A 13,949-nucleotide genomic window follows, 5' to 3' on the forward strand; every position below is an offset into this window, starting at 1 on the left:
GGCGGTCAGGGTCCCGCCCCATCCGGCGCGCCGGCCCTGGTCCGTCCACCTCCCCGCTCCCACCACCCCCTGGAGTGTTCGTATGCGCCGTTCCGCCCACCCGACCAGCCCTGCACTGCCCGCGCGGGCCGGCCGCGCCCGACGCATGGCGGTGGGGGCAGGCGCCGCGTTGGTCGCCGTCGTCGTCGTCACCGCCGACGGGACCACCGCGGCCAGCGCGCACGGGGCGCACCGACACCACGATGGCCACGCCTCCTCGGAGCACTCCTCCGACCGGCGGCTGACCCCCCGCACCCACTTCACGATGAAGGACGACGGGTCCAGCGGTGCGACGCAGGGTGGCGAGGGGATCCCGAACATCGACTCGGTGAAGAAGACGATCTACACGTACTACGGCGACCCGAACGGCACCGGGGACGCGAACCCGACCTCCTCGCCCTACGTCTCCGAGATGTCCTCGATCCTGCGCACGCAGCGCCGCCAGCTGCCCCGCCTGCTCGCCGATGCACAGCGCCACCACACCAAGCCGGCCATCGTCTTCGACGCCGACGACACCACCCTGTGGACGTACCAGATGGAGGTGGGCGCGATGAAGTTCGTGTTCACCCCCGCCGCCCAGGGGCCGTTCGTCGACGGTGAGAAGTTCCCCGCCGTGCCCGGGATGGTCGACTTCGTCAACGACGCCGAGAAGATGGGCTTCACCGTGTTCGGCCTCACCGGCCGTGGTGACAGCCAGAAGGCCCACACGGTGTCCAACCTGGCCAAGGTCGGCTACACCGCGTTCCCCGCGAACCGTTTCTTCACCAAGTACGACTCCGGCACCACCCCGCCGTCCTACCTGCCCCCCTCGTGGTGCACCGCCTACCCCAAGTGCACGACCGTGGAGTACAAGGCCGGGACTCGCCGCCACATCGAACGGGACCTCGGCTACGACATCGTGCTGAACGTCGGCGACCAGTTCTCCGACCTGCAGGGCGGGTATGCCGAGCACTCGCTCAAGCTGCCCAACCCGACGTACTACCTCCCGTCGCCGAACCTGCCCGGGGTCTCCGAGCCCCGGCTGGCGCCCCGCACACGGTTCACCATGTCCGCCGACGGCTCCAGCGGTGCGACCCAGGGTGGCGAAGGCATACCCAACATCGACGTCGTCAAGAAGACCATCGCTGTCTACTACGGCGACACGGGCACCGGCACCTCGGACAAGGCGTCCTCCCCGTACATCAGCGAGATGCGAGCCCTGGTCGCCCGCCGCAGCCGCACCCTGCTCCAGCAGTGCGCCACCGGCGCACGCCGAGGAACGCACCCGGCGATCGTCCTCGACGCCGACGACACGACCTTGTGGACCTACGACATGGAGGTTGCGGCGATGCACTTCGTCTTCGACCCGGTGGTCCAGGACCAGCAGTGGGTCCAGCCGCAGCGGTTCCCGGCGACCCCGGCCATGGTCTCGTTCGCGAACGCCGCGTCCGACGCCGGCTGCACCATCGTGGGCCTGACGGGCCGCAACAGCACCCAGCGGGACGCCACCCTCGGCAACCTCGCCAAGGTCGGCTACACCGGTTTCACGGCGGCCAACTACTACACGAAGTGGACGAGCAGCGAGCAGCCCCCGGCCTACATCACCCCGGCGGACTGCTTGGCCTGGCCCAAGTGCACGACGATCGAGTACAAGTCCACCACCCGACGCCACGTCGTCGACCAGGGCTACGACGTCATCGCCAACTTCGGCGACCAGTACAGCGACCTCATCGGCGGCAGCGCCGACCGGGCGGTCAAGCTCCCCAACCCGACGTACTACCTGCCGTAGGCCGCAGGTCCCCGCCGCGGCGGGGGAGCGCTCGCGAGGCGCAGCCCCACCCGGCTGCGCCTCGCCGTCCGGGGCAGACCGGTTCGCGCCGGTCGTGTCCACAACGACGAGGTGCGGCGGCGGCTGTCCACAGGTCCGGCCGCCGCGGGGTCCGCAGACAGGCCGGCCCGGCCATCCTCGGGACATGGAAGACATCGCAGGCATGGCAGGCACGGAGGAGTGGGTCAACGAGGTCCGCCTCGTCGGACGGGTGAGCGGGGCAGGCGAGGAGCGCGAGCTGCCCAGCGGCGACGTGGTGGTCCAGCTGCGCGTGGTCGTGCCCCGGGCGGGGACCGACCACGGCTCCGGGCGGGTGGACACCATCGACGTGGCCTGCTGGACGGCTCGCTCCAGGCGCAGCGCGATGCGGCTCGCGCCCGACTCGGTGGTGGAGGTCGACGGCGCCCTACGGCGCCGCTTCTTCCGGGCCGGGGCAGCGACGGTGAGCAGGTACGAGGTGGAGGCCCGCCGCGTGGCCGTGGTCCGCAAGCCGAGCCTGGCCCGGGTGAGGTGAGCTGAGGTGAACCGCCGCGTCCTGGACGCGCCGCTGAGGGCTCGCGCTCACGGACGCTCCAGGACCACGAGCTGCTGCGTCGCCCGGGTCATCGCGACGTAGCGGTCCACCGCCCCCGTGGTGCCCACCCCGAGCGCGGCGGGGTCGACGAGGACGACGAGGTCGAACTCCAGCCCCTTGGCGAGCTCGGGCGACAACCACTGCACCCGCGCCGCGTCGTCGGACGTCGGGGTCGCCGCCGCTCGCAGCTCCGGGAGGGTCAGCGCTGCTGCGATGACGCAGGCGACACCCTCGCGATGGTCGCCGAGCCAGGTGCCGAGCACCACGCCGAGGTCTGGCAGCAGACCACGCTGCACCGGGATCCCGCTGCTGCGGACGGAGGTGGGGACGTTGGCGTCGGGCAGCGCCGCCCGGATCACGGGTTCTGCCTCGGCCATGACCTCGGCCGGCGTGCGGTAGTTGATCCGCAGCGAGGCCACGTCGTTGCGGTCCAGTCCCACCCGTGCGAGGCGCTCCTGCCACGACTCGGCGAACCCCCGCCGGGCCTGAGCCCGGTCGCCGACGATGGTGAAGCTCCGTGACGGGCAGCGCTGGACCAGCATCTGCCACTGCGCGTCGGTCAGCTCCTGCGCCTCGTCCACCACGATGTGGGCGAAGGGCCCGGCCAGGAGGTCCGGAACAGGACGAGGCGCCGCCGCCTCGTCGACGAAGTTCTCCCGCAGGTCCGGGTGACGCAGCATCGTCACCAGCCCCTCGGAGTCGTCGTCCGCGGCGATGAGGTCGTCGATCACCCTGCCCATCTGGTCGCGCTCGGCCGCCGCGGCGGCCTCCTGCTGCCTCCTGCGCCGCGCGGCTCCCGGATCACCCAGGCGCCGTCGGGCGACATCGAGGAAGGGGAGGTCGGACTCGGTCCAGGCGCGCGGATCCTGCCGCTGCAACGCCCGGACGTCCTCGGGGGCGAGCCACGGTGCGCACAGCCGCAGGTACGCAGGCACCGACCAGAGGTCTCGCACCAGGTCCTCGGGCTCGATCAGCGGCCAGGCGGTGTTGAGCGACGCCAGCAGGTCTCGGTTGTGCTGCAACGACTTTCGCACCAGCGCGGGGGAGAGGTCACCACCCTCGTCCTCGTCCCGGAACCCGTCCGTGAGCTGGTCCGTGAGGATCGTCAGCAGCTCGTCGAGCACCTGCTCGCGGGCCTCGTTGTGCGGCGTCCCGGGATCGGGCGCGGCGAAGGCAGCCTCCCAGTCGGCCCGGCCCAGCGTCAGGTCGGACCACGGTGTGGGGATGGTGGACCGGCCTGCGGGCAGGTCCTCGTAGAACCTGACCGCCGCGTCGACCACGGTGACGACGTCGGCCGAGGCCTTGAGCTGAGCCACCCGGGGGTCACGCTCGGGAGGCGCCCCGGCTCCCTCGGGCACGAGGTCGCGCACGGTGCAGGTCTGCACCCCTTCCTCGCCGAGGCTCGGCAGGACGTCGGAGACGTAGGCCAGGTAGGGCTCATGGGGGCCGACGAACAGCACGCCGCCCCTGCGGTGCCCGAGGCGGGGATCGGCGTGGAGCAGGTACGCCGTGCGGTGCAGGGCAACGACGGTCTTGCCCGTCCCGGGACCACCGTCGACCACCAGGGCCCCGCGGGACCCCGCTCGGATGATGGCGTCCTGGTCAGCGGCGATCGTGCCCAGGACGTCGCGCATCCGGGCCGAGCGGTCGACGCCCAGGCTGGCGATGAACGCCGACTGGTCGTCGAGGGCTGTTCGCCCCTGGAGCACGTCGGGGGAGAACACCTCGTCCCAGTAGTCCGTGATGCGCCCTCGGGACCAGCGGTAGCGCCGCCGGCTCACCAGCCCCATCGGATCGGCGTGGGTGGCGCCGAAGAACGGTTCGGCGGCGGGGGAGCGCCAGTCCACCAGGATCCGCCGCCCCTCGTCGTCGGTGAGGCCCAGCCGTCCCACGTAGACGACGTCGCCGTCGGCCCCGACCATGTGGCCCAGGCACAGGTCAGCTCCGAAGCGCCGCAGCGCACGCAGACGCGCCGTCAGTCGGTGCACCTCTAGATCACGCTCGAGCGCGTGGGTGCCGCCACCTCCCGGAGCCCGTCTCGCTTCGTCGAGCCGTCCGGACAGCTCGGCGACCGTCGTCGCGAGGCTCGCGGTCAGCTCTGCGAAGTGCCGCTCGTCGCCGGCGACCAGGGCCGGGTCGGCCTTGGCGGCGAGGCGGTCCGGGAGGTCGAACACACCGGTCCCGTTCGTGCCGCTGTCGTCGCCCTCCTCGTCCCGGCTCGTCCGCGCCCCGCGCCTCGCCACTGCACCCATTCCTGCCCCCGTCGTCGCTGGTCGCCGTCCCATCGACCGGGAAGTCTGGGGTACCACCGGGGTCTTGCCGCAAGGCCCCCTGTGCGCTATACGTTGGACACGGAAGGACGCGGAACGTCGCAGTGCTCGACAGATTCCCCCTCAGCCCACTGCCACGCACGACACACGCTGGTGCGCAGGACCGGTCGCGACACGGCAGACAGAGTAGGACCGCAGCCCGCGGTCCCGGCGACCATCGGTAATAACGCCGATAATCGACATTATGTCACTCTAACGATTTCCAGAGAGCAGTCGCCCTCCCCTCGACGACCGGCCTGACGACAAGCAGTCACGTCACGCCGGCACTGCGACGGCGCCGGTCACTGCGACAGCGCCGTGGTCAACGGGCGAACTCGACCTCGGCCGACTGCAGGACGGCAGCGGTGCGTCCCGGTGCCGACTGGTGCTGCCAGTACAGGTTCGTGTGCGCGACGACCTGCTCGGGCGCTGGTGCACCCCAGTCCGTCAGGTCCTCGGTCGTGTGGGCGTCTGCGACCAGCGTGACGTCATACCCGCGGACGAAGGCCCCGTGGATCGTCGACCGGATGCACGCGTCGGTCTGGGCGCCGGTCACGACGAGGCTCCCGACACCGGCGGCGGCCAGGACGGACTCGAGGTCGGTGTCCTCGAAGGAGTCGCCGAACCGCTTGTGCACCAACGGTTCCGACGATTCGGGCGCGAGCTCGGCGACGTACTCCCACTCGGCACTCCCCCGCGCCAGGTGCTCGCTCGAGTGCTGGACCCACACGACCGGCGTTCCGGCCGTCCGAGCCCGGTCGACCAGGGACACGATGTTCGCGACGACCTCGTCGCGACGGTGGGCGCCGGCGACGACACCCTTCTGGACGTCGATGACGACGAGAGCGGTGGCGCTGCGGTCGGTGAAGGTGCTCATGTCGGCGACGCTACGACCACCCACCGACAGCCCGAGGCCTCCACTCCCCCGGCCGACTCGCCGGAAGCCGTGGCTCCCCCGTCCGCGCCCCCTCGTCGCGGACACGACGAGACCCCGTCCGCGTCGGACAGGGTCTCGGGGGTCCTCCACGCAGGGAGGTGGTGCGAACTACCGGTGGGGCGAGCGCCTACGCCATGGCGCCGGTCGGTCCGACCAGCAGGTCAGACGGCCACGCCGCGCTGCATCGCGAGGCGCTCCTCGGGGGTGGTGCCACCCCACACGCCATACGGCTCACGCACGGCCATCGCGTGCTCGAAGCACTGCTGGATGACCGGGCAGGTGGCGCACAGGGCCTTGGCGCGCTGCTCACGGTTGAGGCGGCGGTTGCCGCGCTCGGCGTCGTGGGGGAAGAACTCGTCGGGGTCGGTGGTCCTGCAGGCCCCGTCGGTCTGCCACTCGTAGGAGCTCAGCAACGGTCGGGGAAGGCGCTTGATGCTGCTCATGGGGGTCTCTTTCCTCGAGGCGCGTACCGAAGTGGTTCACAACCTATGCAGAACTTGTTCATCGCGCAACATTCCTGAAGAAGTTCTATAGTTGTTCATGCCCGGGCAGGGGTCGACGGCGGAGAACCTCCACCCGTCGTCGAGCCAACGGGCACCAACGTGATAGGAACCGTGAGGTCATGGACAGCGAATCCGGTACGCGGCGCGCCTTTGGCGACCCCGCGGAGGGGTCCGACGACACGCTCTCCGAGGCCTCGGACACCGAGCGCACCACCGTCGAGTGGGCGGTGGGCTCGGTGTCGGAACGGCTCGGCGTGGCCCCGGCGACGCTGCGCACCTGGGACCGGCGCTACGGCATCGGCCCGTCGCAGCGCACCGAGGGTGGCCACCGCCGCTACACCGAGGAGGACATCCGCCGGGTCCGCGTGATGGCCCGCTTCACCGCACGAGGTGTCCCCGCCCAGAGCGCCGCCCGCGTCGCCCTGTCGATGGACTCCGAGCGCCTGATGATCGAGACGGGCTCCGAGACAGAGGTGTCCCCGCCGCTCGGTGACGACCACGGCACCGTCTCGGCCGTCGTGTCCGCCGCGCTGTCCCTCGACCCCGGCGCCCTCTCCCGGATCTACCAGCGGACCCTGCGCGAGCGGGACCTGGTCAGCGCGTGGAACGACGTCTTCGCGCCCTCGCTGCGCAGCATCGGTGAGCAGTGGGGCAAGGGCGCCCTCGGTGTGGAGTCCGAGCACCTCGCCAGCGAGGTGCTCGTCACCGAGCTCCGCGCGGTCATCCGCGGAAACCGCCCCCGCACGGTCGACCCCGACGTCATCCTGGCCAGCGCCGACGAGGAGCAGCACTACCTCCCGCTGCTCGCCCTCGAGGCCGAGCTGGCCCGCCACGGGCTCGGCGCGATCTGCCTCGGTGCGCGTGTGCCGACCACGGCCCTGTCCGACCTGCTGATGTCGCGCCACCCGAGCCGGCTGTTCCTGTGGGCCTCGATCCAGCGCAACGCCGACGAGGCGCTCTGGACCGTCCTGGCCGGGGTCCACTGGCCCCTGACCGTGGTCCTGGGTGGGCCCGGCTGGCCCGAGAAGCTCCCGGCCGCCGGTCGTTCCGTCACCGTCACCCGCGCCCACGACCTCGCCAGCGCCGCCCATGCCGTGCTGGCCCCGGTGGGCGACGGGAGCTGAGTCGCCCCGGGCCGCTCATCCCGGCCCCGGCTACGGTGGAGGCATGTCGAGCACCCCCACCACCCTGACCCTCAACGACGGCACGACCGTCCCCGCGATCGGCTTCGGCACGTACCCGCTCAAGGGCGAGGACGGTATCGAGGCGATGGTCGGCGCCCTCGAGAACGGCTACCGCCACCTCGACACCGCGGTGAACTACGAGAACGAGACCGAGGTCGGGGAAGCCCTGCGCCGCAGCGGGATCCCGCGCGAAGAGGTCGTCGTCGCCACGAAGATCCCCGGGCGGTTCCACGAGCTGGACCTGGCCCTGCAGTCGCTGCGCGACTCGGCCGCCCGGCTCGGCCTGGAGCAGCTCGACCTGGCGCTCATCCACTGGCCCAACCCGAGCCGCGACCTCTACCCGCAGGCCTGGCAGGCGTTGGTGCAGGCGCAGCAGGAGGGCCTCGTGCGCTCCATCGGCGTCAGCAACTTCACCGAGGCCCACCTCGCGAGGATCATCGACGAGTCCGGGGTGACGCCCGCAGTCAACCAGGTCGAGCTGCACCCCTACTTCCCGCAGGAGCAGATGCGGACCGTGCACGCCGAGCTGGGCATCCTCACCCAGGCGTGGAGCCCGATGGGCAAGCGGAACGCCCCGTTCGCGGAGCCCCCGGTGGCCGATGCCGCCGCCACCCATGGCGTCACCCCCGGCCAGGTCATCCTGCGCTGGCACCTCCAGCTCGGCGCGATGCCGTTGCCCAAGTCCGCGACGGCAAGCCGTCAGCGGGACAACCTCGACGTCTTCGGGTTCGAGCTCACCGACGACGAGGTGGCGGCCATCACCGCCCTCGGACGCCCCGACGGTCGGCTGTTCGACGGTGACCCCGACACCCACGAGGAGATGTAGGGCAAACCCCACTCACTCGAACGGCGAGGGGTCCCCGGCACCGACACGCACGACCTCGGGCGCCCCGTCGGAGAAGTCCACGACGGTGGTGGGCTCGGTGCCACACTCCCCCGTGTCGATCACCGCGTCGACCTGGTGGTCGAGCTCCTCCTTGACGAGCCAGCCCTCGGTCATCGGGTCGGTCTCGTCGGGCAGGATCAGCGTGCTCGACAACATCGGTTCGCCGAGCTCGGCGAGCAGCGCCTGCACGAGCCGGTTGTCGGGGATGCGGACGCCGACGGTCTTCTTCTTGGGGTGCAGGAGACGACGGGGCACCTCCTTGGTGCCGGGCAGGATGAACGTGTAGCTGCCGGGTGTCGCCGCCTTGATGGCCCGGAACACCGAGTTGTCGATGTGCACGAGCTGCCCGAGCTGCGCGAAGTCGGCGCACACCAGCGTGAAGTGGTGCTTGTCGTTCAGGTGCCGGATCCGGACGATGCGGTCCTTGCCCTCCTGGTTGCCCAGCGCGCACCCGAGCGCGTACCCCGAGTCGGTCGGGTAGGCCACCAACCCACCGTCGCGGATCAGCTGCACCGCCTGCGTGATCGCCCGGGGTTGGGGGTCCACCGGGTGCACGTCCAGATACCTCGCCATGCGTTGACTGTATGCCGCGCGGCCCGGACCGCGCGGCATACCCCGTCCTCGCAGCCCGGTAGGTTGGCCCGGTGCGCGCACTCGTGAAGACCACTGCCGGTCCGGGGCTGGAGCTCATGGACGTCCCCGAGCCCGTCACCGGCCCCACCGACGTGAAGATCCGGGTGCTGCGGGCGGGCCTGTGCGGCACCGACCTGCACCTCGAGCAGTGGGACGACTGGGCCGCGTCGACCGTGGCCCCGCCCATGACGATCGGCCACGAGTTCTACGGCGAGGTCGTCGAGGTCGGTGAGGACGTCACCAACATCCGCGTGGGCCAGCGGGCGTCCGGTGAGGGACACATCGTGTGCGGCACCTGTCGCAACTGCCGTGCAGGTCGCCGCCACATGTGCATCCACACCAAGGGGATCGGCGTGAACCGCGACGGGGCGTTCGCCGACTTCGTCGTCATCCCCGCCACCAACGTCTGGGTGCAGCCCGACGACCTCGACCCCGACCTGGCCGCCGTCTTCGACCCCCTGGGCAACGCCACCCACACCGCCCTGTCCTTCCCCATGGCCGGCGAGGACGTCGTCATCACCGGCGCCGGGCCGATCGGGGTCATGGCCGCGGCCCTGGCGCGCCACGTCGGCGCCCGCCACGTGGTCGTCACCGACATCAGCGACTACCGCCTCGAGCTGGCGAAGAACGCCGGGGCCGACCTCGTCGTCAACGCCGCGACCTCGAACCTGCGCGCGGCGATGGACGAGCTGGGCATGAAGGAGGGCTTCGACGTGGGCCTGGAGATGTCGGGGGTGCCGAGCGCCGTCGAGGACATGCTCGCCCACATGAACCACGGTGGCCGCGTCGCGATGCTGGGCCTGCCCAAGGACCGGTTCGCCATCGACTGGGGCCGAGTCATCACCCACATGATCACCATCAAGGGGATCTACGGCCGCGAGATGTACGACACCTGGTACGCGATGAGCTCGATGCTCGGCGCCTCTCCCCTCCTCCAGGAGCGCATCTCCTCGGTCATCACCCACCGCTTCCCCGCGGAGCAGTGGCAGGACGCGTTCGCCGCGGCCCGGTCGGGTCAGTGCGGCAAAGTCATCATGGATTGGAGCTGACCGATGTACGGCACCGTCAAGGACGAGCTGGCCACCACCCTGCGCGAGATCGAGGACGCCGGGCTCTACAAGCGTGAGCGCGAGCTGACCTCACCGCAGTCGGCCCACATCACCACGGCCAAGGCCGGCGCGCTCAACTTCTGCGCCAACAACTACCTCGGTCTCGCGGACCACCCCGACGTCGAGGCCGCTGCGGCAAAGGCGTTGCAGGACTGGGGATTCGGCATGGCGAGCGTGCGCTTCATCTGTGGGACGCAGGAGCTGCACAAGCAGCTCGAGCGAGCCATCTCCGACTTCCTGCAGACCGAGGACACGATCCTCTACTCGTCGTGCTTCGACGCGAACGGCGGTGTCTTCGAGGTCTTGTTCGGCGCCGAGGACGCCATCATCAGCGACGAGCTCAACCACGCCTCGATCATCGACGGCATCCGGCTCTCGAAGGCCAAGCGCTTCCGCTACAAGAACGCCGACATGACCGACCTGCGCGCACAGCTCGAGGCCGCGGCAGCTGCCGGGGCGCGCCGCACCGTCGTCGTCACAGACGGCGTCTTCTCGATGGACGGGTTCCTCGCGCCGCTGGACCAGATCTGCGACCTGGCCGACGAGTTCGGCGCGATGGTGCTCGTCGACGACAGCCACGCCGTGGGCTTCGTCGGGGACGGTGGTCGCGGCACCCCGGAGCGGTTCGGCGTCATGGACCGGGTCGACATCATCACCGGGACGCTGGGCAAGGCCCTCGGCGGTGCGTCCGGCGGCTACGTCGCTGCGCACCAGGAGATCGTCGACCTGCTGCGCCAGCGGTCCCGGCCCTACCTGTTCTCGAACGCCGTCGCCCCGAGCGTGGCCGCCGGCTCCCTCAAGGCCCTGCAGATCGCTGCCGAGTCCGCCGAGGCGCGGGCGCAGCTCACGCGCAACACCGAGCTGTTCCGTTCGCTGATGACCCAGGCGGGGTTCGACCTGCTCCCGGGCGAGCACCCGATCACCCCGGTGATGTTCCCGGGCGAGGACGGTGCACGAAAGGCGGCCCAGATCGCCGAGGCCATGCTCGACGAGGGCGTCTACGTCATCGCCTTCTCCTATCCCGTCGTCCCTGCCGGCAAGGCACGCATCCGCGTGCAGCTGTCGGCCGGGCACTCCGAGGAGGACGTCAGGGCCTGCGTCGCCGCGTTCGTCGCCGCGAGGGACAAGGTCGCCTGAGGCGGACCGCCGCTCGCGGCACCGCCCGTTCCCGGGCGCTGCGGCCGGCTACGCCTCGGCGACACCGCTGTCGATGGGGCTCCCTAGCACCACGGTGCGGCTGACGGTGCACAACCGGTCGTGCGACATCGCGATGGCCTTCGGCAGCATCTCGCGGGCCTTGTCGCCCGCCTCCCCCTCGGGGAAGGTCACCGAGAAGCGGACCTGCAGCCCGTCCATGTGGTTGCCGTCGTCGTCACGCACCTTGTCCCCCGATGCCTCCACGACGAACGACTCGGGCTCCGCGCGCTTCACCGTGATGAAGTCGACGTCGACCGCGCTGCACCCGGCGATCGCGGTGAGGAGCAGCTCGACCGGCGTGAAGTCGGCGCTGTCCCCTCCCCCGATGCGCATCGTGCCGCCGCGGACGTTCGTCACCTCGAAGACACCCTTCTCGACCCGCTCCATGCTGATCGAGCGGTGCCCCAGTCCGGTGCCGCCGGTCTCCTGCGCCATCACGTACCCCATTTCTGCGCCAGTGCGCGCACGACGGTCATGTTGCGAGCCGTCCCCGGCACACCGAGGACCTTCTCGATCCGGGGTCCGGTGAGCTTGGCCGTGTGGAACGCCAGCGCGAACTCCAGGAGGACATCCTTACCCATCACGAGGGCCCGTTCCCCCGGGGTGTCCCACGCCTCGAGCTCAGCAGCGCGCGCAGCCGTCGGTGCCTTCGTGCAGAAGCTCACGTAGCGCGACTGCTCGCCCTCGAGCGACACCGGCACGGCGTCGACGGTCTCGACGAGCGAGGTCAGGTCCCCGGGGCTGCGGGCGATCGCGACGATGTCGTACCCGGCGTGCTCACCGAGGACCTCCCCCACCACCTGCTCCACCTTCGCGCTGGTGCGCATCGGCGAGACCACGAGGAAGTTGCCGGTCTGGATGTGTGACTCCACCTCACTGAAGCCGTTGTCCTCCAACACCTTTCGCGCATCGGCCATGGTCAGCTTGCGACCGCCGACGTTCACCGCCCTCAGGAAGACCACGTGCCTGGGCATGCTCAACCACCTTCCACGACGCGCCGCAGGGCGGTACCGACGTGCGCCATGCCGGCCAGCGCAATCTCTCGGGCTGCTGGTGACGTGCGGTCGTCCCACTCGGCAAGGACGGCATAGGCGACGCACCCCCTGGGCCCGGTCACGACGCCCGTGTCACCGCGGACGTCGGCGATCGTGCCCGTCTTGTTCCACAGGCGCACCCCACGGTCGGGGTCGCCGTGGCACAGCGGGTCCAGGCCGAACGCGGAGGCCACCATCGACAGGTCGGCGTTGAGCGAGAGCCAGCCCACCACCTGCTCGGACACCGCCCGGGAGACCACCTCGCCGCGGTGCAGGCGACCGACCAGGGTGGCGAGCCCTGCGGCGCTGGCCGTCGACAGGGTGGGCGGGTCTTCCGGACCCCGGTGGTCGAGCACCGGACCGTGCAGGGCGACCGCGTCGATGCCGGCAGCCGCAGCGGCGGCGGCGACCGCGTGCGCCCCACCGACGCGGTGGAGCAGGACGTTGGTCGCGAGGTTGTCGCTGAACGCGCCCACCAGGGCGGCGCAGTCGAGGACCTCCAGCGACGCGGTGGCCAGGTGGCGCCAGAGGCCTGAGTCGGCGACGAGGTCCTCGGCGCGGGGTACGAGCTGCTGGCTGCCGTCGAGCTCACCGGAGTGCAGCAGCCGGGCGACCTCGATGAGCAGCAGCACCTTGCCGAGGCTCGCGGTGCGCTGGACACGGTCGGCGTCGACGCTGGCCAGGATGTCTCCGGTCCCGGGGTCGACGACGTGCACCGCCCAGCGCACCGCACCGCCCGCGTGGGCGGGGTCGTCCGTGTGCTCGTGCGCACCGTCGCCGACGCGGTCGTCCATGGTGCCGGCCGCCAGTTCGTCCACGGCGTCGCGGACCGTGGTCGACACCGACGTGCTCACAGCTCGACGGTCCCCTCGCCCAGGGCATGGACGAGCCCACCGACCCGGACGGTGCCGTCGTCGACGGACAGCAGCAGCGTCGAGGGCCGGCCGGCCTGGGCGCCCTGGCTCACCACCCAGGTGCCGGAGCGGCCCTTGTCGGCCAGCCAGGCACCGAGGTTGGAACATGCCGACCCTGTGGCCGGGTCCTCGATCGCGGCCGAGCCCTGGGTGAACAGCGCCCGCGCCTCGATCTCACCGGCCCCGGTCTCGCACCAGAGGTAGACCAGCGTCTCGCCGCCGCGCGTCCCCATCCCGGCGAACTGGCGCATCAGGGCGGCGTCACCGACGGCACGTCGCACCGCGTCCACCGAGCTCGCCTGGGCGATCACCTGGGCGCTGCCGGTGCTGACCTGCTGCACGGGACCGACGAGGTCCTGGGGGCCGAGCCCGACGCACGACGCGATCTCGTCCACCTGGTACTCGGCGTGCACCACCCCGGGGTTGGCCGTCAGCGTCCAGGTGTCTCTCTCCGCGGAGACGGGGATGGTGCCGGCGGGCATCGACAGCGAGAGGGTGTCCCCACCGAGCCCCAGCGAGCGGACGACGTGCGCGGTGCCGAGGGTGGGGTGTCCGGCGAACGCCATCTCGTAGTTCGGGGTGAAGATGCGCACCCCGGCGTCCGGCCTTGAGTCGGTTCTGGAGTCGGTTCCGGAGTCGGTTCCGTCAGCGGCCGGCACGAGGAAGGTCGTCTCGGACAGGTTGAACTGCCTTGCCAGGCCTTGCATCTGGTCGTCGGTGAGGTCCTGAGCCTCTTCGACGACACAGAGCGGGTTGCCCGAGAACGGGTCCCCGGCGCGGGCGAAGACGTTGAGCAACCGGTAGGTCAGGCGCATGCGACCAC

Annotated in this window: 14 protein-coding genes; 6 read left to right on the forward strand and 8 right to left on the reverse strand. The window is 71.0% G+C overall.

What is annotated here, in order from left to right; all coding sequences use genetic code 11:
• Positions 1-82: 82 nt before the first annotated feature.
• A complete protein-coding gene (locus ABD286_RS01445; protein WP_344189559.1) occupies positions 83-1,807 on the forward strand; it encodes an HAD family acid phosphatase in 1,725 nt (574 codons plus the stop codon).
• A gap of 184 nt (positions 1,808-1,991) precedes the next feature.
• Positions 1,992-2,360 (forward strand): single-stranded DNA-binding protein, encoded by a 369-nt coding sequence (locus tag ABD286_RS01450; protein ID WP_344189561.1) that lies wholly within the window; start codon positions 1,992-1,994, stop codon positions 2,358-2,360.
• Positions 2,361-2,407: 47 nt separating this feature from the next.
• Here the strand turns inward: ABD286_RS01450 and helR are convergent, their stop codons facing one another.
• The 3 genes from helR to ABD286_RS01465 all read right to left on the reverse strand — a co-directional run bounded on the left by helR (position 2,408) and on the right by ABD286_RS01465 (position 6,109).
• A complete protein-coding gene (gene helR, locus ABD286_RS01455; protein WP_344193207.1) occupies positions 2,408-4,594 on the reverse strand; it encodes an RNA polymerase recycling motor ATPase HelR in 2,187 nt (728 codons plus the stop codon).
• 457 nt (positions 4,595-5,051) lie between these two features.
• Complete coding sequence (locus ABD286_RS01460; protein WP_344189563.1) at positions 5,052-5,606, reverse strand: cysteine hydrolase family protein; 555 nt, start codon at positions 5,604-5,606, stop codon at positions 5,052-5,054.
• 221 nt (positions 5,607-5,827) lie between these two features.
• On the reverse strand, positions 5,828-6,109 hold the full coding sequence (locus ABD286_RS01465) for a WhiB family transcriptional regulator (RefSeq protein ID WP_344189565.1): 282 nt from the start codon (positions 6,107-6,109) through the stop codon (positions 5,828-5,830).
• Positions 6,110-6,288: 179 nt separating this feature from the next.
• On the opposite strand from ABD286_RS01465, the gene ABD286_RS01470 reads away from it, so the two are divergent.
• Both ABD286_RS01470 and ABD286_RS01475 read left to right on the forward strand, forming a co-directional pair.
• Entirely contained in the window at positions 6,289-7,293 is a 1,005-nt protein-coding gene (locus tag ABD286_RS01470) for a MerR family transcriptional regulator (RefSeq protein ID WP_344189567.1), read from the forward strand.
• Between the two features lie 43 nt (positions 7,294-7,336).
• Positions 7,337-8,179 (forward strand): aldo/keto reductase, encoded by an 843-nt coding sequence (locus ABD286_RS01475; RefSeq protein WP_344189569.1) that lies wholly within the window; start codon positions 7,337-7,339, stop codon positions 8,177-8,179.
• A gap of 12 nt (positions 8,180-8,191) precedes the next feature.
• Here ABD286_RS01475 and ABD286_RS01480 read toward each other — a convergent pair whose 3' ends face one another.
• Positions 8,192-8,812 carry an L-threonylcarbamoyladenylate synthase gene (locus ABD286_RS01480; RefSeq protein ID WP_344189571.1) on the reverse strand — a complete coding sequence of 207 codons (621 nt, stop codon included), beginning with the start codon at positions 8,810-8,812 and terminating at the stop codon, positions 8,192-8,194.
• 71 nt (positions 8,813-8,883) lie between these two features.
• Between ABD286_RS01480 and tdh the strand changes: the two genes are divergently transcribed.
• Both tdh and ABD286_RS01490 read left to right on the forward strand, forming a co-directional pair.
• Positions 8,884-9,921, forward strand: a complete 1,038-nt coding sequence (gene tdh, locus ABD286_RS01485) for an L-threonine 3-dehydrogenase (RefSeq protein WP_344189573.1) — start codon at positions 8,884-8,886, stop codon at positions 9,919-9,921.
• 3 nt (positions 9,922-9,924) lie between these two features.
• A complete protein-coding gene (locus ABD286_RS01490; RefSeq protein ID WP_344189575.1) occupies positions 9,925-11,118 on the forward strand; it encodes a glycine C-acetyltransferase in 1,194 nt (397 codons plus the stop codon).
• A gap of 48 nt (positions 11,119-11,166) precedes the next feature.
• Here the strand turns inward: ABD286_RS01490 and ABD286_RS01495 are convergent, their stop codons facing one another.
• Genes ABD286_RS01495 through ABD286_RS01510 form a run of 4 tightly spaced genes read right to left on the reverse strand, consistent with a single transcriptional unit; the run spans position 11,167 to position 13,941 of the window.
• A complete protein-coding gene (locus ABD286_RS01495; RefSeq protein ID WP_344189577.1) occupies positions 11,167-11,613 on the reverse strand; it encodes an OsmC family protein in 447 nt (148 codons plus the stop codon).
• A complete protein-coding gene (locus tag ABD286_RS01500) occupies positions 11,613-12,152 on the reverse strand; it encodes a DUF1697 domain-containing protein (protein ID WP_344189579.1) in 540 nt (179 codons plus the stop codon). The genes ABD286_RS01495 and ABD286_RS01500 overlap by 1 nt, the downstream gene beginning before the upstream one ends.
• A gap of 2 nt (positions 12,153-12,154) precedes the next feature.
• The gene (locus tag ABD286_RS01505; protein WP_344189581.1) at positions 12,155-13,066 is read right to left on the reverse strand and encodes a serine hydrolase; all 912 of its coding nucleotides are present in this window, start codon (positions 13,064-13,066) and stop codon (positions 12,155-12,157) included.
• A complete protein-coding gene (locus tag ABD286_RS01510) occupies positions 13,063-13,941 on the reverse strand; it encodes a PhzF family phenazine biosynthesis protein (protein ID WP_344189583.1) in 879 nt (292 codons plus the stop codon). Before ABD286_RS01510 ends, ABD286_RS01505 begins: the two co-directional genes overlap by 4 nt.
• Positions 13,942-13,949 lie beyond the last annotated feature (8 nt).

Origin of the sequence: Pedococcus aerophilus (assembly GCF_039532215.1) — a bacterium.
Classification (GTDB): Bacteria; Actinomycetota; Actinomycetes; order Actinomycetales; family Dermatophilaceae; genus Pedococcus; species Pedococcus aerophilus.

What these genes read in the sequence shown, in the direction of transcription:
- ABD286_RS01445 (WP_344189559.1), top strand. Translation starts at nt 83, where the DNA reads ATGCGCCGTTCCGCCCACCCGACCAGCCCTGCACTGCCCGCGCGGGCC.
- ABD286_RS01450 (WP_344189561.1), top strand. Translation starts at nt 1,992, where the DNA reads ATGGAAGACATCGCAGGCATGGCAGGCACGGAGGAGTGGGTCAACGAG.
- ABD286_RS01460 (WP_344189563.1), bottom strand. Translation starts at nt 5,606, where the DNA reads ATGAGCACCTTCACCGACCGCAGCGCCACCGCTCTCGTCGTCATCGAC.
- ABD286_RS01465 (WP_344189565.1), bottom strand. Translation starts at nt 6,109, where the DNA reads ATGAGCAGCATCAAGCGCCTTCCCCGACCGTTGCTGAGCTCCTACGAG.
- ABD286_RS01470 (WP_344189567.1), top strand. Translation starts at nt 6,289, where the DNA reads ATGGACAGCGAATCCGGTACGCGGCGCGCCTTTGGCGACCCCGCGGAG.
- ABD286_RS01475 (WP_344189569.1), top strand. Translation starts at nt 7,337, where the DNA reads ATGTCGAGCACCCCCACCACCCTGACCCTCAACGACGGCACGACCGTC.
- ABD286_RS01480 (WP_344189571.1), bottom strand. Translation starts at nt 8,812, where the DNA reads ATGGCGAGGTATCTGGACGTGCACCCGGTGGACCCCCAACCCCGGGCG.
- ABD286_RS01490 (WP_344189575.1), top strand. Translation starts at nt 9,925, where the DNA reads ATGTACGGCACCGTCAAGGACGAGCTGGCCACCACCCTGCGCGAGATC.
- ABD286_RS01495 (WP_344189577.1), bottom strand. Translation starts at nt 11,613, where the DNA reads ATGGCGCAGGAGACCGGCGGCACCGGACTGGGGCACCGCTCGATCAGC.
- ABD286_RS01500 (WP_344189579.1), bottom strand. Translation starts at nt 12,152, where the DNA reads ATGCCCAGGCACGTGGTCTTCCTGAGGGCGGTGAACGTCGGCGGTCGC.
- ABD286_RS01510 (WP_344189583.1), bottom strand. Translation starts at nt 13,941, where the DNA reads ATGCGCCTGACCTACCGGTTGCTCAACGTCTTCGCCCGCGCCGGGGAC.